20 protein-coding genes and 1 rRNA gene are annotated in these 23331 nt (G+C 40.9%); 8 read left to right on the top strand and 13 right to left on the bottom strand.

Features of this window, described 5'->3' with window-relative positions; genetic code table 11:
• Window positions 1–254 precede the first annotated feature (254 nt).
• Window positions 255–1550 (top strand): OprD family outer membrane porin, encoded by a 1296-nt coding sequence (locus J500_RS11710; RefSeq protein WP_005001763.1) that lies wholly within the window; start codon window positions 255–257, stop codon window positions 1548–1550.
• Window positions 1551–1626: 76 nt separating this feature from the next.
• On the opposite strand, the gene ppa is transcribed toward J500_RS11710, so the two are convergent.
• Both ppa and J500_RS11700 read right to left on the bottom strand, forming a co-directional pair.
• Complete coding sequence (gene ppa, locus J500_RS11705) at window positions 1627–2154, bottom strand: inorganic diphosphatase (protein WP_005001759.1); 528 nt, start codon at window positions 2152–2154, stop codon at window positions 1627–1629.
• Between the two features lie 155 nt (window positions 2155–2309).
• Entirely contained in the window at window positions 2310–2708 is a 399-nt protein-coding gene (locus J500_RS11700; protein ID WP_005001756.1) for an MAPEG family protein, read from the bottom strand.
• Between the two features lie 115 nt (window positions 2709–2823).
• On the opposite strand from J500_RS11700, the gene J500_RS11695 reads away from it, so the two are divergent.
• Window positions 2824–3210, top strand: coding sequence for a hypothetical protein (locus J500_RS11695; RefSeq protein ID WP_005001754.1), 387 nt, complete (start codon window positions 2824–2826; stop codon window positions 3208–3210).
• A 53-nt stretch (window positions 3211–3263) separates the two neighbouring features.
• Here J500_RS11695 and J500_RS11690 read toward each other — a convergent pair whose 3' ends face one another.
• From J500_RS11690 to J500_RS11660, 7 genes are all read right to left on the bottom strand, one after another.
• On the bottom strand, window positions 3264–4943 hold the full coding sequence (locus tag J500_RS11690; protein WP_010588818.1) for a long-chain-fatty-acid--CoA ligase: 1680 nt from the start codon (window positions 4941–4943) through the stop codon (window positions 3264–3266).
• A 146-nt stretch (window positions 4944–5089) separates the two neighbouring features.
• Window positions 5090–7309 carry a DNA topoisomerase IV subunit A gene (gene parC / locus J500_RS11685; RefSeq protein WP_010588819.1) on the bottom strand — a complete coding sequence of 740 codons (2220 nt, stop codon included), beginning with the start codon at window positions 7307–7309 and terminating at the stop codon, window positions 5090–5092.
• 154 nt (window positions 7310–7463) lie between these two features.
• A complete protein-coding gene (locus tag J500_RS11680; RefSeq protein ID WP_010588820.1) occupies window positions 7464–8783 on the bottom strand; it encodes an MFS transporter in 1320 nt (439 codons plus the stop codon).
• 235 nt (window positions 8784–9018) lie between these two features.
• Window positions 9019–9312, bottom strand: a complete 294-nt coding sequence (locus J500_RS11675; protein WP_010588821.1) for a GNAT family N-acetyltransferase — start codon at window positions 9310–9312, stop codon at window positions 9019–9021.
• A 187-nt stretch (window positions 9313–9499) separates the two neighbouring features.
• On the bottom strand, window positions 9500–10144 hold the full coding sequence (locus J500_RS11670) for a trimeric intracellular cation channel family protein (protein ID WP_004995394.1): 645 nt from the start codon (window positions 10142–10144) through the stop codon (window positions 9500–9502).
• A 49-nt stretch (window positions 10145–10193) separates the two neighbouring features.
• Window positions 10194–10664, bottom strand: coding sequence for a YchJ family protein (locus J500_RS11665; RefSeq protein WP_010588822.1), 471 nt, complete (start codon window positions 10662–10664; stop codon window positions 10194–10196).
• Window positions 10665–10755: 91 nt separating this feature from the next.
• Complete coding sequence (locus J500_RS11660) at window positions 10756–12351, bottom strand: TerC family protein (protein WP_004995398.1); 1596 nt, start codon at window positions 12349–12351, stop codon at window positions 10756–10758.
• A gap of 334 nt (window positions 12352–12685) precedes the next feature.
• On the opposite strand from J500_RS11660, the gene J500_RS11655 reads away from it, so the two are divergent.
• From J500_RS11655 to J500_RS11630, 6 genes are all read left to right on the top strand, one after another.
• A complete protein-coding gene (locus J500_RS11655) occupies window positions 12686–13303 on the top strand; it encodes a TIGR00730 family Rossman fold protein (RefSeq protein ID WP_004995401.1) in 618 nt (205 codons plus the stop codon).
• 167 nt (window positions 13304–13470) lie between these two features.
• Window positions 13471–14862 (top strand): multidrug transporter subunit MdtD, encoded by a 1392-nt coding sequence (gene mdtD / locus J500_RS11650; RefSeq protein WP_010588823.1) that lies wholly within the window; start codon window positions 13471–13473, stop codon window positions 14860–14862.
• A gap of 75 nt (window positions 14863–14937) precedes the next feature.
• A complete protein-coding gene (locus tag J500_RS11645; RefSeq protein ID WP_026039947.1) occupies window positions 14938–15696 on the top strand; it encodes a GH25 family lysozyme in 759 nt (252 codons plus the stop codon).
• Window positions 15697–15698: 2 nt separating this feature from the next.
• Window positions 15699–16754, top strand: a complete 1056-nt coding sequence (gene dinB / locus J500_RS11640) for a DNA polymerase IV (RefSeq protein ID WP_010588825.1) — start codon at window positions 15699–15701, stop codon at window positions 16752–16754.
• Window positions 16755–16975: 221 nt separating this feature from the next.
• Window positions 16976–18304 (top strand): shikimate transporter, encoded by a 1329-nt coding sequence (shiA, locus tag J500_RS11635; RefSeq protein WP_010588826.1) that lies wholly within the window; start codon window positions 16976–16978, stop codon window positions 18302–18304.
• Window positions 18305–18658, top strand: coding sequence for a RidA family protein (locus J500_RS11630; RefSeq protein WP_010588827.1), 354 nt, complete (start codon window positions 18305–18307; stop codon window positions 18656–18658).
• Here J500_RS11630 and J500_RS11625 read toward each other — a convergent pair.
• The 4 genes from J500_RS11625 to rrf form a co-directional block, all read right to left on the bottom strand.
• Window positions 18648–19178, bottom strand: coding sequence for a DUF2726 domain-containing protein (locus tag J500_RS11625; protein WP_004995408.1), 531 nt, complete (start codon window positions 19176–19178; stop codon window positions 18648–18650). The genes J500_RS11630 and J500_RS11625 overlap by 11 nt on opposite strands.
• Before the next feature lie 464 nt (window positions 19179–19642).
• On the bottom strand, window positions 19643–22036 hold the full coding sequence (locus tag J500_RS11620; RefSeq protein ID WP_034699755.1) for a YgiQ family radical SAM protein: 2394 nt from the start codon (window positions 22034–22036) through the stop codon (window positions 19643–19645).
• A 155-nt stretch (window positions 22037–22191) separates the two neighbouring features.
• The gene (locus J500_RS11615) at window positions 22192–22839 is read right to left on the bottom strand and encodes an esterase/lipase family protein (protein ID WP_004995410.1); all 648 of its coding nucleotides are present in this window, start codon (window positions 22837–22839) and stop codon (window positions 22192–22194) included.
• A 215-nt stretch (window positions 22840–23054) separates the two neighbouring features.
• A 5S ribosomal RNA gene (rrf, locus tag J500_RS11610) occupies window positions 23055–23169 on the bottom strand.
• Window positions 23170–23331: the final 162 nt, after the last annotated feature.

Raw genomic sequence — 23331 nt, 5'->3', positions numbered from 1 at the left:
TTTGGGTCTTTTTCCAACTTTGCATAATAATTGTGCATTTTTTAAGTGCATCTTTGTTTTGTTTAAATAAACTAAAAAATTCCAAAAAATTGATCAAATAAAGTTAACTAAAAACCTGCTATTTCTAAATTGCATATATACATTAGTAAAATAATTTAATGAAAATGATATCTTTTCTATAGATTATCTATACAATTTGTTCATTTTCTGAGTCCTGCTTAGAAACCCATTTAGATTTATTTTTGAGGTATTCAATGCTAAAAGCACAAAAGCTTACTTTAGCAGTTTTGGTTAACGCTGCCCTTATTTCCTCAGCGTATGCAAGTGAACAAAGTGAAGCAAAAGGTTTTGTTGAAGGTGCTAGCGCATCGGTTCTATTACGCAACGGTTTTATTCAACGCGATAAAAAAGATGGCGTTCATGATACTAATTCATGGCTTCAATCGGTCATGCTAAATCTTGAGTCTGGCTTTACCCAAGGCCCGGTCGGTTTTGCAGCGGGTGTCGTGGGTGATTTTTCTTTTAAATTAGGCGATAACTATCATGCAGGTAACAGCATGATTGCGCTAAAAAATGATGGGCAAAAAGATGCCAATGGCCGTGTAGATCCATACGACCAATGGACACGCGGTGGTGGTTATGTCAAAGCCCGCGCATCAAACACAACCTTAACCTATGGTACACAGATTCTTGATTTACCTGTCCTTGCCAGTATGACGACACGTAACGTGCCTGAATATTTTGAAGGGACACTGATCACCAGCCACGAAATTAAAAACTTGGAAGTGGTTGCGGGTAAATTTACAAAAAACCAATTACCTGAACATATTGCATCTGACCAAAACCATTTGGATCGTGCTTATGTCTGGGGCGCAAAATACCAGTTTAATGATCAGTTAAAAGCTGCTTATTATGGTGCTGATCTGAAAGACAAACTTGAACGTCATTATGCCAATGTCAATTATAAGCAAACCCTTGCCAATAAAGATTCATTGACTTATGACTTCAGTGGCTACCACACCAAGTTTGAGCCAGGTACAACCTACTCTGCGACTGGTCCAGCCAATGAAGACAAGAAAAATAATATCTGGGCAGTATCTGCAACGTATAATACTGGCCCACATACAGCTATGTTGGCGTATCAACAAAATACAGGCAATGTTGGCTATGACTATGGTCAAAATGGCGATGGTGGTCAAAGTATTTATCTGCCAAACTCATACCTGTCTGACTTTATTGGTAATCATGAAAAGTCGGTACAACTGCAATACACTTATGACTTTGCGGATTTAGCTGTTCCAGGTCTGTCATGGACAACCGCTTACGTTTATGGCTGGGACATCCGTGTAAATAACTTGACTGATGATGCCAAAGAGCGCGAATTCTTCAATCAGGTGTCTTATAAAGTCCAAACGGGCCCTGCCAAAGATTTAAATATCCGTGTACGTAATTCAATTTATCGTGCCAGTGATGAATATCAAACCAATGCCTATATTGGTGATACCAACGAATGGCGTATCTTTGTTGATTTCCCGATTAAATTCTTCTAATCGGTTAAAACCAACCTGATACAAAAAACCCTACATTGAAATGTAGGGTTTTTCATTTGATTACTCAGAATAAAACTTATTTTTTAGCCGCTTCGATCGCTTTGATCACTTCTGCTTTAGCGACATCAGCACCTTCCCAACCACTGATTTTTACCCATTTACCAGGTTCTAAATCTTTGTAATGAGCAAAGAAATGTTCAACTTGGTTAATCAAAAGCTGTGGAAGATCCGTATATTCTTTGACATCTTTATACAATGGCGACAATTTTTCATGTGGAACAGCGATCAATTTTGCATCGATTCCGCCATCATCTTCCATGTTCAATTTACCCACTGGACGGCAACGAATCACAGAACCCCCTGCAACTGGATAAGGTGTCACGACTAAGACATCTAATGGATCACCATCTTCTGACAATGTATTTGGCACATAACCATAGTTCGCTGGGTAGAACATTGCTGTACCCATAAAACGATCTACAAATAATGCATCTGAATCTTTATCAATTTCATATTTGATTGGCGCAGCATTGGCTGGAATTTCAATGATAACGTAAATATCATTAGGTGCATCTTTGCCCGCAGGGATATTGTTGTAGCTCATAGCAACACTCTTTTAACGGTTAAACCAGATTTAAATCGCGACGATTATAACGGTTTTCTGAGTCAAACTGCGTCGTTTATACAATTTGGCAAAGGATTTTTTCATATTCCTGACCAATTTTAAAACCATCTCTAAACGCCTAGATATTTATGATTTTATAGCAAGCGAATAATCAAAAGTAACAGTGAAATAGGACATAACATCGACAATAACCAGATAATTGAGCGCAAGGTTGCCCAATTAATCAAATAGCAAATCCCGTAAAGGATGCGTAAAATCAGATAAGCAATTCCGAAGGTCATGATAATACTTTGCGGTAAAACCATATACTCCGCCATGAGTATCGCCGCAATAAATAACGGTAAACTTTCAAAACTATTTTGCTGTGCAGCATTGGCACGTGCAGCAATGCCGGTGCTTTTTGCAAGAAATTCACGCGGATTTTGATTATCTTTCGCCTTAAACCCCGCATTAAACTTGGCAATTATGGTAAATACATAAGGCAATAAACATGCTGCCAAAATTAGATAAATAATGCCGTTAATGCCCTGCATAATCTCATTCTCAAGATGTATTTATGGAAAATGCCTTATCATAGCATGGTGTTTTGTATGGAAATTCGCTTAAATAGTGTGTTTTTATAAATAAGATGATCAAGCGAGACCCTACATGAGCAATTCTGATCAGGATCACATGTTCAACATACTGGACAAACAGCGCAAAAACCAATTAAAGGTTGATCGCATCTTGAAGATTGTTCTGCCGCTGACTGCTTTTTTACTCAGTGTGATTTGTGCCAATCTTAACTGGCAATCGACCTTAGGGACGTTTGTGATTTTAACCCTTGCTTTTTTAGCAGTGGGGATCCAACGTCAAAACCTATGGATCTGGTTATTGGTTTTGGTGGTATATTGTGGACTAGATAATTATCTCAGTTTTGGTCAATTTAACTTAATTGCGCTGCGCTTACAGCTGGGTTCAATGCTGCTGTTTACATTGATTATTGGGATTGGGCGACCTTATATCGATCGCTGGTTCATGAAATCCTCAGTTTAATTTTACTCATAAAAAAACGCCTGAACATTCAGGCGTTTTTTTTAATGCTCAGATCAGGCACTTTTACGCAAATCTTTACGCAGGATTTTACCTACATTCGATTTTGGCAATTCATCCATAAACTCCACATAACGCGGACGTTTATAACCTGTTAGATTTTCTTTAGCAAAGCTCAAAACTTCTTCAGTCGTAAGTGAAGGATCTTTTTTCACCACAAATAGTTTTGGTACTTCACCAGATTTTTCATCAGGCACACCAATTGCGGCGACTTCCAAAACTTTTGGATGTTTTGCGACAACTTCTTCAATTTCGCTTGGATAAACGTTAAAGCCAGACACTAAAATCATATCTTTTTTACGGTCTACAATTTTGACATAACCACGGCTGTCCATGATACCAATATCACCCGTACGGAAGAAACCATCAGCAGTCATGACTTTTGCGGTTTCATCTGGACGATTCCAATAGCCCTTCATGACTTGCGGGCCACGAATCGAGATTTCACCTTGTTCGCCCAAAGCAACTTCATTGCCATCATCATCTAAAATCGCAACTTCAGTTAATGGTAATGGGATACCAATCGTACCGCTGAATTCTTCTGATGCAGGTGGATTCGCTGTTGCTACAGGAGAAGTTTCAGACAAGCCATAACCTTCAATAATGTTAGTGCCTGTAATCTTTTTCCAAGCTTCAGCCGTTGACGGAAGTACCGCCATACCGCCACCCATCGCCATTTTCAATTTGCTGTGATCAAGCTGTTTGAATTCTTCATTATGAACCAATGCATTGAACAAAGTATTAACCGCAGGGAAGAATGAAGGCTGATATTTACGTAATTCTTTAATCACAGCTGGTAAATCACGTGGGTTAGGAATCAGAACATTGGCCTGTCCTTTGTACATGCCATACATGGCACACACCATAAACGCAAAAATATGATAAAGCGGTAGCGCACAAAAAATACGATCATTTTTATCGCCATCTTTGTCACCAAATTTACTTTGGAAGATACCGTCACATTGCAGCATATTTGCAACAAGATTACGATGGGTCAGCTCAGCGCCTTTAGAGACACCCGTTGTTCCACCTGTATATTGGAGGACAGCCGTATCACTTAAAGTTAAACTTGGACGCTTATAACTGTTTGGACTGATTTTATTCAATGCTGTATTGAATTTGATATGTCCTGGAATATTCCAGTCAGGAATTTGTTTACGTACTTTGCGCAGTACAAAATTAACCAAAGTCCCTTTCAAGGTACCCAGCATATCGCCAACCGAAGCGACAACTACATGTTTTACTGGCGTTTTACCAATAATACTTTGATAAACGCTCGCAAAGTTTTCCACAATGACCAGCACTTCTGTACCCGAATCATTCAACTGATGTTCAAGTTCACGTGCTGTATACAATGGATTGACATTAACCAACACCAAACCTGCACGGAATATACCTAACGCCACCACAGGATATTGCAATACGTTTGGCATCATCACCGCGACACGCGAACCTTTTGCCAAACCCAAACTTTGTAAATAGGCAGCAAATTTACGGCTTGCTTCTTCCAATTCACTGAAAGTTAGGACTTTATCCATAAAGATAAAGGCATCACGTGAACCAAACTTTTGAAAATTACGTTCAAATACATCATTTAATGAAGTATTTTCTGGGGGTAATTCTACTGTTTCTGGAATCCCTGTTCTGTGGTACTCAGCAAACCATATTTTTTCCATAACGCCATTATCTCCAATCAGTAATCCTTAAATCACAACTGTTTATCAATGTGTAAGCTTTTTTTAGCTGATCTGCGCCTACACATTGCATTCATTTCCGCGAATATGGGCTATATATAGCCTAAATATCGCAGCAGATGCCAGAACTATCTCTGAATCAACAGTCTATTTGCTTTTTGATATCCTCGTGGTAAGAGTTGCCCCTTCGTCGCACGTTTACCAGCATACTTGAGGAGATCATCACCTTTTAATTTTAATTGTTGCTGTCCTGCAACCACCTGAATTATTTCATTTAAATTCAGAGCTGTCATGGATAAAATCTGTTCTTTGCTATCAAGTTGTATCAACTTGTTACCCTTGCCTTTATTGAGTATTGGCAATTCTGACATTTCAACAATCAATAACCGTCCTGCGGAACTAAGAATTGCAACATGGGTTGCATCCTGCATGGGAATGAGTGGCAAGGCATGTGCCTGTTCAGGTACGCTCAAGAACGCTTTACCCGCTTTGGCACTGGTATCCAGTTGTTTGACCTGACTCTTAAAGCCGTAACCTGCGCTACTCGCTGCAATCAACTCCTGCTCATCATCGCCAATATAAACCTGTATAAACGACACACCATTGGCTGGCGATAACTTGGAGCTTAAAGGTTCACCAGAGCCTCTGGCAGAAGGTAAATTCGCAATTGGTAATGCATAACTTCTTCCCGTTTCATCCAGAATATAAGCGCGCTGATTTGATTTACCCACGGCATGACTTAAGTATTGATCACCTGCCCGATAGTTCAGATTTTCTGCATCCACGTCTGCGCCTTTGGCACAGCGAATCCAGCCTGCTTCAGATAAAACCACGGTCACGGTTTCAGCAGGCATAAGATCCTGCTCACGAATCTGTACCGCATCTTCACGTTGGACAATTGGAGAACGGCGATCATCACCAAACTTTTTCGCATCTTCTTTCAATTCATTAATAATCAGATTTTTCAGCGACTCTGGATTCCCCAATTGTTCACGAATAACAGCGGCTCTGGCTTCTAGCTCTTCTTGTTCACGGCGAATTTCCATTTCTTCGAGTTTGGCTAAATGTCGTAGTTTTAACTCTAAAATGGCTTCTGCCTGTATTTCATCAATGCCAAAATGTGCCATTAACTCTTGTTTAGGCTGATCTTCTTCACGGATGATGCGAATGACGGTATCAATATCCAGATAAGCAATCAATAAACCTGCCAAGATATGTAAGCGTTTTTCAATTTTATTAAGATGATATTGTAAGCGGCGAGTGACGGTTGCCTTACGGATGTCAATCCATTCCAGCAAAATACGACGAATCGATTTGACTTGCGGACGCCCATCCGCACCAATCATATTCAAATTAACACGATAACTGGACTCAAGATCCGTGGTGGCAAACAAATGACTCATCACCGCTTCGGCATCGACCCGATTGGAACGCAGAACAATGACTAATCGGGTTGGATTGGTATGATCCGACTCATCACGAATATCACTCACCAAAGGCAGTTTTTTGGCCTGCATTTGATCGGCAATCTGGGTAATCACTTTGGAACCTGACACCTGATAAGGCAAATCGGTAATGACGATTTCACCCTTTTCAATGTGGTAAATGGCTCGCACTCGATAACTGCCCCGACCTGTGGTTTGTATCTTAAGTAATTCATCGCGCGGGGTAATAATTTCAGCTTTAGTCGGTAAATCTGGTGCTGGAATATATTCAGCCAGTTTTTCATCCGATGTTTCAGGGTTACGAATCAGGGCAATGGTGCCTTTGACCACCTCTCGCAAATTATGCGGTGGAATATCGGTTGCCATGCCGACTGCAATGCCCGTCGTACCATTCAACAAAATATTAGGAACACGCGCAGGCAGATTGACAGGCTCTTTCATGGAACCATCAAAGTTATCCTGCCAGTCACAGGTGCCTTGCCCAAGTTCACTCAATAATAATTCGCTAAACGCTGAAAGCTTGGCTTCGGTATAACGCATGGCAGCAAACGATTTGGGATCATCAGGAGAACCCCAGTTACCTTGCCCCTCAATCAAGGGATAACGATAACTAAACGGTTGTGCCATGAGTACCATCGCTTCATAGCAAGCCGAATCACCATGCGGATGATATTTACCGAGTACATCACCGACTGTACGTGCAGATTTTTTCGGTTTACCACTATGTTTCAGACCCAGCTCACTCATGGCAAAGACAATACGTCGCTGCACAGGTTTTAAACCATCACTAATATGTGGCAAGGCACGATCCATGATCACGTACATGGCGTAATTCAGATAGGCTTGTTCAGTAAATTCAGCAACGGAACGGTTTTCTGTCGCATGGTGCGCAAGGCTGGACATATTCGGAAATGATCCTAATCAATTTTTCTATTCATGGTTATGCTAAGTGGCAGTGCTTGAGGATACAAGACCCTGTGATCATGCACTGCGTCAAATCATGTCTTATGGACTAAAACTATCCATTTTATGCAGTATGTTCAACTTCTTTTTATTGTTATAAGCCAATCGACTCTAATGTTTTTCCTTGTGTTTCTTCACCGAGAATAAGCACTATTGCTGCCACAGCTAACAAAACCACAGTAAACATCATAAAAACGTGATGAAAACCATTTTGAGCTACCATCATCTGTGTGACCACCAAAGGTGCTGCAATCCCCCCTATACGCCCAATCGCGGATGCCCAACCTGAACCAAAAGCACGAATATTGGCAGGATATTGCTCTGGCGTATACGTATAAAGTACACCCCACGCGCCGAGGTTGAAAAAAGACATTAAGCAACCCCAGAACATAATCATATTGACGCTATGCGCCTGACCAAAGAAATATGCTGAAATCGCACAACCACCAATAAAGCCTGCAAGAGTTATCTTACGTCCCAAACGTTCTACCAACCATGCCGCTGCGATATAACCAGGAAGCTGCGCTAAAATCATAAACAAAACATATTCAAATGACTGAACGATGCTATAGCCTTGTTTCACCAACAAACTTGGTAGCCAGGTAAAAATCCCGTAATAAGAGTAAACGATACCAAACCATATCAACCATAACATCAAGGTGCGTCGTGCAAACGGTGACGACCATAATTGGATAAAAGAAACTTTGCGCTGCTGTGCAACAGGTTTTACTTCAATTTTTTCAACCACAGCAATCCCAGCTTGTTGCTCAAGCTGTTGCACCAGTTCATGGGCTTCATCAATGCGCCCACGGTTGATCAAATAAGGAATCGATTCGGGTACTTTTTTTATAATCACAAAGACATATAGTGCAGGTAAACCACCGAGCAAAAATGCCATATGCCAACCGAATTTTGGAATGACAAAATAAGAAATCAGTGCAGCCACCAGCCAACCTAATCCCCAAAAACTTTCCAACAAGACGATAAAACGACCACGTACCTGTGCAGGTACATATTCACTGACCAGCGTTACAGCAACAGGGAGTTGTCCACCCAAACCAAGGCCAACGATAAAACGGCAAATCAATAATGACGTCAGGTTGGGCGCAAAGGCACAGGCGGCGGTCGCAAGGCTATACAGCATCAACGTGCAGGCAAAAATGGTCTTGCGTCCAAAACGATCTGCCAATCCACCAGAAAATACGGCTCCGATCGCCATGCCAACGAAGCCGATACTCACGATCCAACCGCTTTCCGCAGGGGTCAGCGCCCAATCTTTCACCAATGTCGTCATAATAAAAGCAATGATGCCCGTATCCATCGCATCAAACATCCAGCCTAATCCCACCACGCAAAGCAAAGTATAGTGGAACTTGCCAATAGGTAAGTTTTGTACACGAGAGACTAAATCCATAGACTGAGCAACCTTGAATCTTGAGCTTAATTTTTATTGATCGGTAGAATAATAGGTTTTTTTCATCATTAGATAGATCCTCTTTTTTCATGAAGAAATAAAAAAGAGACTGATAAAAAAATCTAATATAAACGTATTTTTACATCAAAGTTCAAATTATATTTTTAATTTTCAGCATTTAAGTTAAATGTTATGTTTCGCTTTAAGTCAGCGATCATTTCTAAGCTATTTTCAATTATTTGAACGCTGCTTTGGTTAAATGTAACACCGTTAAATCTTTCAACAAAGGCTGACCGACATTGGCATGAATCGGATAATCCTCGACTTGCATCGTTAGCTGATAACCACGTCTTTGATAAAAAGCCAACAATTCTGTCCGTGCTGAAAGCACCGACATCTTAAAGCAATGAACTGAATATTTTTCGATTAAATAATGCTCTGCGGCTTGGAGTAATTGTTTACCGATCTTTTGATTTAAACATTCACATACATAAGCTGTTTTCTGACATATGATACGCGAAAACGTCATCTGCAACTGTCCGAGCCAAGAACCATCTAAAAAAATCCGTTTCTGCGATACATTGGATAGAATATGCTATAGGGCGAGTTTTGCAGATGACAATGGTTTTGCCTACTTTTGCAAAAAAAAAAGTAGGTCGAACCGAAGGTTAAATTATTGCCTAAAGATAAAAAAGCTTTGTTGAACCTTATATTTATTAATGTCGATCTGTAGAAGACGCAGAATCACTATCATCATCCTGATAAATAAATTTTGGCATTTCCAGACCAAAATAAATCGCAATACAACGTAATGCAAAGCCAAAAACCAGTGTAAAAATTACCGTGAGCTCAAGTGACATGCCAATTTCAAGACAGACCCAATAACAGATCACCGCGACAAAAGAAATACTGGCATACAATTCACGGCGAAACACCAAAGGCACATCATTACACAGGATATCGCGCAAAATACCTCCAGACACTCCCGTCAATACCCCTGCAACTGCCGAGACAATAAAACCATGCCCCATTTGCAATGCAATCTGACAACCAATAATGGTAAAGCCAATTAGCCCTAATGCATCGAGTAATAAAAAGATATTGCGTAAATGGCGCATCCATTTCGCAATTAAAATGGTGATAAACGCCGCCGCACAGGTCAACATCAAATATTCAGGATGCTTGACCCAAGTCAGCGGATAATGTCCCAACAATACATCACGGACTGAACCACCGCCAAGTGCCGTCACACAGGCAATCAACATCACCCCAAACCAATCCATACTGCGCCGACCAGCAGATAACGCACCTGTCATCGCTTCAGCCGTAATTGCAATAATATAAATAATGGTGAGTAACATTGCCCTTCATCCACGTCGGGGAAAAGATGGCAGATATTCTACGGTAAACTTATAAGAATTGTGCACAACACTGTTTAAATTTTTTAGCTGAACCACAAATACACGGTTGTTTCATGGTGATGTGCTGATCTGTAGTCGGATCAAGGAAATACCATTGCTCTTTATGTTGAACAAAATATGAAAGTTCATGATGCACTTGTGCTGTATTGCCATCATGATAATGTGCCTTAAACTCAACGGATGCATGATTTTTGTCTAACTTTGGCTGATGCTGTATGACTTCCAGTTTGAGCCATTGATTTTGACGGCTCCAATCGGCAATAGCGGCTCGATCCAGACTAGCCTGTTGACCGAGTGCTGTCGTTTCAATCAAATAATCAATCTGTTGCTGTGCGAAAGCACTGTAGCGTGAGCGCATAAGCTGTTCAGCCGACTGTGCCACTGCTTGTTTTAAATGCAAAGGCTCACAACAGTTTGCATAATCACCTTGACCACAAGGGCATTGAATAGCTGAACTCATAGCACTCTCGATTATAAAAAATTCAGTATGAAAAATAGCCCACTCAAGGGCTATTTCAATAATCACTACTTAACAATCCCTAGCTGAAACATCAATCATTTTTCTGCGACGATGTTTCATCTACAATCACATGAACTTTCTCAATTTTATGTCCATCCATGGTGACCACTTCAAAAATATAGCCATCCGCATGAACCTTTTGACCATTTTCAGGCAAACGCCCCAAGTGAAACAAGATATAGCCAGATAAAGTCGAATACTCTTCGGTTTCATTGACCAGATCACGATTCAGCAATAATGAGACATGACGAATGTCGGTTGAGCCTTCCAGCATAAGCGAACCATCTTCCAGACTTTCAGCAACGGCTTCAAGTTCATCTTCATCAGGGAACTCACCTGCAATTGCTTCGAGTACATCGATTGGGGTCACAATTCCTTCAATCGAACCATATTCGTTAAGCACAATCGCCATTTGTAGTGGCGCTTGACGTAATTGCTCCATCACCATCAATACCTGCGCATTTTCATGCACAATCACAGGTTCGCGTAAATGGTGACTAAAATTAATGGCCCCTGTTTCGATATATTCGTTTAAGACTTTATGGGTAAGCGCAATGCCTTCGATATTATCCAGTTCACCTCTGGCCACAATCAAACGTGAATGAGTCATAGATAACAAGCGCTGCTTTAAGGCTTCGGGTTCTTCTTCCAGATCAATCCATTCCAGTTCAGGCCGCGGGGTCATCACAGATTTGGCAGGTCGTTCCGAAAGCCCTAACACGCCCTGTACCATCACACTGTGGTAAGCGCCATTCTCTTCATCAAACATCTCATCGGCAAAGGCTTGGGTCGCCAGTACATCTTCTTTTTCATTTTGCGAATTGTCACTACTGCCTGCGCTATTTTTACCACCCAGCATTTTTAAAACCGCAGAGGCTGTCCGATAACGCAAGTCAGTCGTGGTAACCGCTTTTTCCTGATTATGACGCATGGCTTGATTCGCCATTTCGATCAACACGGCAAAACCAATGGCGGCGTACAAATATCCTTTTGGAATATGGAAACCAAAACCTTCCACCACCAGCGAGAAACCGATCATCATCAAAAATGCCAGACACAGAATAACCACGGTCGGGTGTTTATTGACAAATTCCATCAGTGGCTTGGAAGCCCACAGCATGATTCCGACCGCGATAATGACCGCAATCATCATCACCGACAAATGTTTGACCATGCCCACCGCAGTAATCACACTATCCAGTGAGAATACCGCATCCAACACTACAATCTGTACAATCACCATCCAGAAGGTGGCATGTACTGGATTTTCTTCTTTCTGAAATTGTTTGCCTTCCAAACGTTCATGCAATTCCATGGTGCCTTTAAATAATAAAAACACACCACCGAACAGTAGAATCAGGTCACGCCCAGAAAAAGGATGATCAAAAATATAAAATAAAGGACTGGTTAAGGTCACCACCCAAGCAATTGAGGCCAATAAAATCAGACGCATGCCAAGCGCGAGAATCAAACCGACAATACGTGCAGTATTACGCTGCTCAGGAGGTAATTTTTCAGCCAAAATGGCAATAAACACCAGATTATCGATACCCAGAACAATTTCCAGAATCACCAGTGTGGCAAGACCCACCCACGCAGAAGGATCAGACATCCATTCAAAAATCATAGACAAGTCTCCGACTGCGATATGAGATTGTTCTTATTCTGAGGCAGCGCGATATTTTTCTCGCTAAAAATAAGGCTAAAATTTTGTTGTATAGACAAAGAAAAAACGAAGTGACGACAACCACTACCCATGGGCATAAATTTGTTGTTAAACAGGTTTTCAGTATAGGCAAGATTTTTTAAAAATTCATCTTTTTTTAAATCATCATTAGATGTCCGTCACCAACCCGATACAAAGCCTTGCAAAGTTTATGCACCACACGCATAAAGTTGTCATATTTCTTGCTTAATGTAGTGAAGTAGAAATGAACGTGATAAGGTAAAACGAAAACGAGATGAATAGCGTAGTAGAAATGACAGCAGATCTGAATGTAACTGTAAAAACAACTCAACCTTTAATTGCTTTATATTGTGGATCACGTAGCGGAAACAAACCGATTTATCGGGAAAAAGCCATTGAGCTGGCGAAGGGTATTGCTGAACAGGGCTTTGGCATTGTGTATGGCGGTGCCAGTATTGGGCTCATGGGACAAGTTGCCGATACGGTACTGGAACATCATGGTGAAGTGGTCGGTGTCATTCCAGAGTTTATGCTGGATTATGAAGTAGCACATGCGCAATTGACCGAATTGCATGTAGTACACACCATGCATGAACGTAAGTCCATGATGGCCGATCGTGCCAGCGCCTTCGTTGCCTTACCCGGCGGTTTAGGCACTTTTGAAGAAATTCTGGAAATTGCGACTTGGGGCCAATTGAATCAGCACCAAAAACCCATGATTTTATATAACGTCAATGGTTTCTATAATGCTTTGATCGCTCAACTTGACCATGCCGTTCAGGAAGGTTTTTTACCGCCACAACATCGTGCCAAGCTGATCGTCTGTCACTGTATCGAAGAAATTTACACTACCATTAAAAACTTAAACCAACCAAGTCGCTTTGTGGTTTAAGGTTGCTCATTTGATCGAAATGATACATGCGGATTTTTAAAAATCCGCATGTTATTTAAAAGAAGCCAATAAAAATAAAAACGTAATGCTTCAACAGCAGTCCAACAACCTTTTGTCTGATTTTATGCTACTTTTAGGCAAAGCCCTCTGGATTTGTCTTCACGTCAATGAATGCCGCACCTACGCATCAAAAATTACAGCCTGAATTTCGATTATTGGTATTTCTGGTTTCCATCGGTTTTTTTATGCAGGCGCTGGATACCACCATCGTCAACACGGCTATTCCTTCAATGGCGCACCATCTCAATGAAGATCCGCTACGGATGCATGCTGTGGTGGTTGCCTATGTATTAACTGTTGCAGCGTGTATTCCTTTGAGTGGCTGGCTGGCAGATCGTTTTGGTGTAAGAAATACTTATTTTGCTGCAATTATTATCTTTACGCTGGCATCGCTCGGCTGTGGGCTTTCGCAAACACTCAATCAATTAATTCTATTTAGAATACTTCAGGGCGTTGGAGGCGCATTATTGCTGCCCGTCGGGCGACTGGCCATGCTGAAACTGATTCCACGTACCCAGTTTTTGGCGGCGATGAGTTTAATGAGCCTTGCTGGACTGATTGGCCCACTCATTGGCCCTACACTCGGCGGCTGGCTAGTGGAGGTCGCTACATGGCACTGGGTATTCCTAATCAATATCCCAATGGGTATCTTAGGTATTCTGGTCACCTTCAAAGCCATGCCCAACGCCACTGAACCCACAGTCAAAGCATTTGATTTCAGTGGCTTTGTCTTGTTAGTGTTCGCAATGGTCGGCCTCTCTTTAGGCATTGAGCATTTGGCCAGCCGAGAGTATTCAAAATGGTTCAGTATCGGTTTACTGAGTACAGGATTCATTGCGGCTTTAATTTACGCCCATCATGCACACACCCATCAAAATGCGCTGTTTCGTAGTGATTTATTTAAAAACAAAATTTATGCGATTGGCGTATTAGGCAATTTTTTTGCGCGTTTTGGTGGCAATGCCGTACCTTTTATTCTGCCTTTGATGCTACAGGTCGCTTTTGGCTTTGAACCTTTTTATACAGGTTTACTCATGATCCCTTTGGTGCTTGGGTCTTTATTTTCAAAGCCTATTATTCGCCCCATTATTCAAAAATTTGGCTATCGTCATGTATTGCTTACCAATACTATTTTGGTTGGTGCTTGTATTGCCAGTTTTGCCCTGATGACAGCAGAGACGCCTATCTGGCTACGTGCCATTCATTTCTTTATTTTTGGCACTTTAAATTCCATCCAATTTGTATCGATGAACACCTTAACCCTAAAGGACTTATCTCAGCATGATGCCAGTAGTGGTAATAGTTTTTTATCGATGATCATGATGCTATCGATGAGTATCGGGGTCGCACTGGCAGGTACATTGATTAATTTTTTTACCCAATATTTTGGAACTCAGCATCTCACCATAGCATTCCATGCGTCTCTGATTTGTTTGGGATGTATCAATATTATTACTGCGCTGGTGTTCTCGCGTATTCCACCTAACACGTCAGTTTAAATAGATTGCATTTTCATCATGGTATATCTTTTGGGTTCAAGCTAAGATGTAAATTCAATGATTAATCTTATTGCTATGCCAAAAACGATCAGCTCTCGAACATCTGCATATATCCCCTACTTGGGTGGAGGACTGGCCGCTGTTGTCATGGCAGCCTTGCTATATGTCGGGGTGTTTTATCATCGTCAGGCATCTGCGCAGGATTATCCAGTACAAGGGTTTGATTTATCGCATCATCAAGGGGATATTCAATGGTCAAAAATTTCTCCTGAAAAATTTCAGTTTGTGTATTTAAAGGCAACTGAAGGTGGTGACTTTAAGGATTCTAAATTTCAGGAAAATTGGCTTAAAGCGCGGGAACGTGGCTTTCATGTCGGTGCGTATCATTTTTATCGCCTTTGTCGTGATGGACAAATTCAGGCGCAAAATTTTATTGAAACTGTGCCAAAAAAACTCGATGCACTTCCTCCTGTAATTGATCTGGAATATGACAGTAACTGTATTAATACCTATACCAAAGAGCAGTTACTCGAAGAAATTAAGGTGATGCATGATCTTTTAAAAAAGCATTATGCTAAACAACCGATTTTTTATGTTTCAAAAAGCTTCTATCACATTGTATTGCTTGGAAGTTTTAAAGATACACCGCTCTGGATTCGTGATTATCAGGAAAAACCGCAACTGAAAGATCAACGCGACTGGATGTTTTGGCAACATACCAATCAGGGGAAGATTCAAGGCATTACCAAACCAGTGGATTTAAATGTGTTCTCAGGCTCGCAGCGCCAATGGCAATATTTTATCGAGCAAAATAAACAAGCGCCAAAACCATGAGTATGCGTAAAATCATTCATATCGATATGGATGCGTTCTATGCCTCAGTCGAGTTACGGGAACGCCCTGAACTCAAAGATTTACCTGTTGTCATTTCTTCTCATCATCCACGTGCTGTGATTGCAGCAGCCTCTTATCCTGCGCGTAAGTTTGGTTTGCGTTCTGCAATGTCGATGGGCCAAGCTCGTAAGCTTTGTCCAGATGTGGTTGTTATAGAACCTAATTTTGAAAAATATCGTGCTGTTTCCGCACAAATTCATCACATTTTTCAACAATACACTTCGATGATTGAACCATTATCACTGGATGAAGCTTATCTTGATGTCACTGAAAATTTTAAAAACTTGCCTAGTGCTACAGATATCGCCATTCAAATTCGTCAGGAGATTTTTAAAGTCACAGGACTTACGGCTTCGGCGGGGGTCGCCCCAAATAAGTTTTTAGCCAAAATTGCCTCTGACTGGAATAAACCCGATGGTTTATGTGTGATTAAACCGAGTCAGGTGCAAGCTTTTATTCAGGACTTGCCCTTAAAAAAAATTCCGGGAGTTGGCCGGGTCACACAGGAAAAATTACAACAGCTTCAGCTTGAAACATTGGGCGATTTGCAACGAATTGAGGAAAATGTACTGATCCACCATTTTGGTAAATATGGAAAACAATTGTTTCTCTATGCGCAAGGCATTGATCATCGGACAGTGCAGGCTGAACGGGAACGTCAGCAAATATCCAAAGAAACCACTTTTGATGGCGATTTATATCTGAATGAATGTCTGGCCTATTGGCCTCCACTGGCTGAAAAAGTCTGGAATAATCTACAACACAAACAACTGACTGCACGCGGTGTCAGTATTAAACTTAAACTCAAAAACTTTCAAATCTATCAGCACAGTAAAAGCTTTAAACGCCCGATTCAGTCATTTGCAGAACTTTTGGATATTTTACAGGTTCTGCTTTATGAAATGCATTTACCTGCCGAATTTCAATACCGTCTGATCGGTTTGGGCGTCTATCAACTCGCTCCTCAAGCTGATGAAAATCAATTATCACTTTGGTGATCTGCCGTTTTTTTATTCAAATGTGCAAAAAATCAACCTTTATCCCTTTCACTTCTGTTTTATTTTAGAGTAATCTAGCCTCGCAAATGCATTTACCCATGTATCTGCGGTTATGCTAAAACCTTACCTTTATTTTTAGCATGCTGTCCTGTAGTGAGCGCGACGAAAAAATCCGAATATTACAGGGCAACTGGTTTTAAAAAACATGGGATCCCTCTTGCATGCCCGCATCTTATTCTCCTCCCTCGCAAGCGCAACGCGCTCGTAAAGCCGCATTTAGTAGTTTCATTGGTGCTGTGGTCGATTGGTACGATTTTCTTCTTTACGGTATTGTTGCTGCATTGGTTTTTAATCATCAATTTTTCCCCAACGTCAGTCCTGCAATTGGCACATTGGCTGCATTTGCGACTTTTGGTGTCGGTTTCTTATTTCGTCCACTCGGTGGAATCGTTTTTGGTCATTTTGGTGACCGTTTAGGTCGTAAAAAGATGCTGTTTCTCACAGTGTTTTTGATGGGTACTGCAACCGTTTTGATCGGTTTACTACCTAACTTTGCAAGTATTGGCTGGCTCGCTCCTGTCTTGTTGGTTTTACTCCGTGCGATCCAAGGTTTTGCTGTTGGCGGCGAATGGGGCGGCGCAGCGCTTATGGCCGTTGAAAGCGCACCCAAAGGCCGTAAAGCTTTATATAGCAGCGGTATACAGATCGGTTATGGGGTTGGGCTGATGCTAGCTACAGGCAGTGTCTCATTGGTCATCTATCTATTTGGTCAGGATGCTTTTGCAGACTGGGCATGGCGTATTCCTTTTCTAGCGAGCATCATTTTGGTTTTATTTGCCTTATGGGTGCGGGGCGGTCAGGAAGAATCACAAGAATTTGTAGAAAATGTCGTCAAAGCGAAACAACAGCCTGCAAAAATTCCATTGTTTGAAGCAGTTCGTCAAAACCCCAAAGGTTTTTTTTACATTATCGCTTTGCGTTTGGCTGAACTACTGACCATGTATCTGGTCACCACCTTTGCCTTAAACTATTCCACGAAAAATTTGGGCATGTCCTCCAGTTTATTTTTAAATATTGGTTTGATGGTCGGCGCGATTAGCTGTTTTACCATTCCCTTCTTTGCCCATATTTCTGATCGATTTGGTCGTCGTCGTATGTGCGTGATGGGTGGGTTAATCGGAGCAGCGTGTGCATTTCCATTTTTCTTTGCCTTGGAAAGTGGCTCAACACTCTGGATTGTACTCTTTGCAATTTTGTTGGCCAACCTTTCTCACGATATGGTGGTCAGTGTACATCAGCCTATTTTTACAGAATTATTTGGTACAGCTTATCGCTATAGCGGTGCGGGTGTCGGTTATCAGGTGGCCAGTATTGTCGGTGGAGGTTTCACGCCTTTTATTGCCGCAGCACTGGTGACACTGGCAAATGGACAATGGCACTATGTTGCTGTTTATTTAACGGTAGGTTGTTTACTCACGACTTTGGTTGCAGCCCGAATGAAAGCCCACGTACAATCAGACGTATCTTCTGAATATATACAGGCAAAATAAATGAGCGTTCAACGTTTACATGTGAGCAAACGTTTTTCTGAAATTGCAATTTCAGGCAATCTTGTGCATCTAGCGGGTCAACTTGCGGAAGATTTGAGTTTGGATGTTCGAGGTCAAACCCAACAAACACTCGACTTGATCGATCAATTTCTGGCAGATGCAGGCACAGATAAAAGTCATATCCTATCTGTGATGATCTTTCTGAAAGACATCGAAAATGACTACGCAGGCATGAACGAGATCTGGGATGCATGGTGCGCAGATATCCAAGCGCTTCCACGTACCTGTGTGGAAGCAAAAATGTATCGCCCAGATGTCCTAGTTGAAATGACCGTGGTTGCCGTTAAACCTTAAGATTGCTGACGGTATCAAGCTTAAAATTGCGCTGTTGAACAGGCAATGTAGTCAGCGAATGAGGTTGTGAATAGCGTGTGAGCAGTTCACATTCAAATTGCTCACGCAGCTCATTTAACTCAGGAACAGTGTCATAACGAATGACCCGATAGCCTGCTAATTCCAATAATCGGTCCTGATAATAATCAGCATGAATGCGTCTGGCATGGCTTAAATCAGCAAAAGCCACTATCGCAAAGACCTGATAATTTTTATCCAATAACACAAAGTCAGCTACCATAGATTGATACTTACTCCGCGTTCTTAAAAACTTTGTCGTGAGTAAGGCATCAAATGAAACTCGCGCCAATACCGTGAACTCTGGAAATATTTGTTTTAAACGTGAAAAAAATAGTTGTTCATGACTGCTCATCACAGCGCGACGTTTTAAGGCGCTGTCATAAATTTGTTCACGCTTAAGCCCTTTATAGGCCATCACTGAAATCAGCAATAATATGCCAATTGCTAAAAAGTAATACATGAGAATCAATCCTTTAATATTTTTTATAGTTCGGTTTCAAGACCGATTTGTTCTACTTCACCTGTTTGTTTTTCATCTTACAGGTTTCCATTTACTCTAAATTAAAAGTTTATATTCTTTTAATCAAGTTAGACCAAAGCCTAGAACACCATTCCATGGTTCCTATCATCATAATAAATTAAACTTGAGATGCAAGTGTTGTATATCGGATATTCTCTATATCAAAGGATATGATATCTTAGATATCCTAATGTATTCATTTTATATTTTCTTAAATAACCAGACATCAATCTGATGAGTAAAGTTTTGTATATGTCAACTTGGAGTATCATCTAAACCGAATTAAACACTACCTTATAAAATAATATGGATCATAAAAGTCTATCTCATATAACATTAAAAACTCTATGAATAAAAAAAAAGCACATCAGATCATGAAGTGCTTTTTTTCAAAATGGATAAATTTAAGCGCGCGTCTTATTTTTTGATTTTGATCTAGATTTGGATGCATCAAAAGGTTTTTTTTGACCTGTTTCACGCGGAGGTAACCCTGTGTGCTGCGTCAAAATTTGACCTTTTTGTGGACGTTTCGCTGACTGATGTGATTGTGGCTGTGATTGAGCGTTACGTTTAACCGAATCGCCCGCATTACTTGAATTCTTCTTACGTGCAGATTTATATTCACCTTCTGCCGTGCCTTGCGGTTGGTAGGTCGGAATCAAATGCTGTTTGGAGTTACCAATCAAATCGGCACGTCCCATTTCCTTTAAGGCTTCGCGTAATAAAGGCCAGTTGTTTGGATCATGATAACGTAAAAAAGCTTTATGCAAACGACGACGTTTCTCACCTTTGACAATATCTACATTTTCAGTATAACGCGCCACTTTGGACAGCGGGTTTTTTCCTGAATAGTACATGGTTGTCGCGGTGGCCATCGGTGACGGATAAAAGGTTTGTACCTGATCGGCACGGAAACCATTTTTCTTGAGCCAAACGGCCAGATTCATCATGTCATAATCGGTCGTACCCGGATGCGCTGCGATAAAATAAGGGATCAAATATTGCTCTTTACCGACTTCCTTACTAAAGCGTTCAAACATTTGTTTAAAGCGATCATAGGTTCCAATCCCCGGTTTCATCATTTTTGAAAGCGGACCTTGCTCAGTATGTTCAGGCGCAATTTTTAAATAACCACCGACATGATGTTGCACCAATTCTTTGACATATTCTGGATTCAGTACAGCCAAGTCATAACGCAAACCAGAGCCAATCAGGATCTTTTTGACCCCTTTGATGGCGCGCGCTTTACGATAAAGCTGTACCAAAGGTGTGTGGTCAGTATGTAGATTTTGACAGACACCCGGATACACACAAGAAGGTTTACGGCAATTCTTCTCAATTTCTGGATCTTTACAGGCCAAGCGATACATGTTGGCGGTTGGACCACCTAAATCAGAAATAATGCCTGTAAATTGCGGCGCAGTATCTCGAATTTTTTCAATTTCACGCAAAATCGAGTCTTCTGAACGATTTTGAATAATCCGCCCTTCATGTTCTGTGATCGAACAGAAGGTACAACCGCCAAAACAGCCGCGCATAATATTGACTGAAAACTTGATCATATCAAAAGCAGGGAAACGCGCATCCCCATAAGCTGGATGTGGCAATCGCGCATACGGTAGATCAAACACATAATCCATTTCCTCTGTGGTTAGAGGAATTGGAGGTGGATTAATCCAGACATCACGTTCACCATGACGCTGTACCAGAGCCCGCGCATTTCCTGGATTGGTTTCAAGATGAAGAATCCGATTGGCATGTGCATAAAGGACTTGATCATTTGCGACTTCTTCAAATGACGGCAAACGAATGACCGCTAATTCACGCGGTGGTAATTTATGCTTAATGGCTTTGGATGGTGCAGGTTTTAATTGCACGATCTGTGTATTTTCATCCAGTTGATCGCCTTCTCTTACCACTGGATTAGCCACGAATTCCTTTTGGAAATTTTGATATTGCGCTAAAGAGTTGCCTTTTTCTTTTTCAACTTCACATCCATCAATATCCTCAGTCATCACATAAGGATTAATAATAGGATCAACCCGACCAATGCTATCTACATCATTACTGGCAATTTCGACAAATTGCGCTTTGGATACTTTATTGTGTTTATTGATAATAAAAGCCGTACCACGGACATCAGTAATCTCGTGAACTTTTTCACCTTTGGCCAAACGATGCATCACCTCGATAATGGCACGTTCACCATTGCCATACATCAATAAATCAGCCTTCGAATCCATCAGAATTGAACGACGGACTTTGTCTGACCAATAATCATAATGCGCAATACGACGCAAACTGCCTTCGATCCCCCCCAGTAAAACGGGTACATCAGGAAAAGCTTCACGGCAACGCTGGCAATAAACAGTTGCCGCACGATCTGGACGTTTATTCGCTTCATTGTTTGGAGAATAAGCATCATCCGAACGAATTTTACGATCTGCGGTATAACGATTAATCATCGAATCCATATTGCCTGCAGTCACACCCCAAGCAATAGTAGGTTTTCCTAACACCCGAAAGCTCTCGACATTGGTCCAGTCAGGCTGTGCAATAATCCCAACACGATAACCTTGCGCTTCCAATACACGACCGATGATGCCAGAAACAAAAGATGGATGATCAATATAAGCATCACCACACACTAAAATAAAATCGCAAGCATCCCAACCCAACTGATCCATTTCTTCACGTGACATCGGCAAAAATGGCGCAGGTTCAAAACACGACGCCCAATATTTGTCGTAATCAAACAGCGCTTTTGGCGCGGTCTGCATAGTGTAGGCAGTAGACATAGCTTGCGATTCTCGGCTTGCTGAAAAGGAGGGGTGACATCAAAGATGAAAGCCGATCATTTTAACATGAATTTCATTCAGTTTAGAGAATTATAAAAATTGAATAAACAAGGAGATAACAATTAATTTGTTTATTTTTTAAACTAAAACCTAATTTATATAAGCTCGCGATCAGCAGCGATTCTATTTACAGAGTTAAAGTTGCTAGATGATTCAAGACTAAACAACTCCTTTTCTATACGGGAAATCAGATGTTGTTTAACCAAATGATGAATACGCTGTTTTGGATAACAACGACTTAATTCGATATGTCCAACCTGAGCACTTCGATCAAAAATAATATTTTCAATACTCTGATGATCACTTGAAGATTGAATTAAATTATCTCGATAGCAACGATCAGCCCCCAAATGATCACTTAGTGAAAAGAAATTTAGACTTTTCAATACATTCTCGGGAATTTGGCGTGGATTATATCCCCATTGTTTGGGTAATAATCGTCCTTTACCCCCTGCTGCAATGGTAACCAGTAAATCCACGGGATATTGTAGACGTTTAAGTGCCTGAGCCACTTTGACCGCCTGAAAACCGCCTTGACTATATCCAATTAAAACTATTTTTTGTTTTTTACTCTGATTTAAGTCAATAATTTGTTTGGCAATTTTTCTAGCTGACGGTAAATGTCCATATAATTCTACATTTGGATAACCCAATTCAGCTAAATAATGCAACCAATGACGTTGCATGTGTTCAAGCGCCATAAATCCATGAAATAAAACAATCTTTAAATTTTGTTTAGACATTTTTTGAATCAACCAGACCAATAAAATATAACTTAATCTATTCACTGATGATTCACTATGCCCTAAATGACAGACAGAACTGAGTAAAATGATAATTATCGATGAGGCCAAATTAGTGGGAAATGGCTTTCCAGAATATTTTATTTATTGCATCTATTTTATTTATAAAAAAAACACCCCCTCTGCATAAGCGGAGGGGGTATTTAGTATTTAAAAGCTGGCGATGACTTACTCTCACATGGCTAACGCCACACTACCATCAGCGCGAAGAGGTTTCACTTCTGAGTTCGGGAAGGGATCAGGTGGTTCACTCTTGCTATTGTCGCCAGCAAACTGTTGTGGTGCTTTGGGGTCTTATTCACATTACTTAATAATGTATGCCTTACTTACGAACCAAAGAGTTATTAACGGATTGGAAATTGAGTCTGTTTTAAGTTGTGTATCTTAGCAACTATTTTAACTAAATCAAGTTTTCGTATTGAATTTATCTTG

Source organism: Acinetobacter sp. 479375 (assembly GCF_000581715.1).
GTDB lineage: Bacteria > Pseudomonadota > Gammaproteobacteria > Pseudomonadales > Moraxellaceae > Acinetobacter > Acinetobacter ursingii.
Note: the sequence above shows the minus strand (reverse complement) of the source record. Positions and strands in the feature narration are given on the sequence as shown.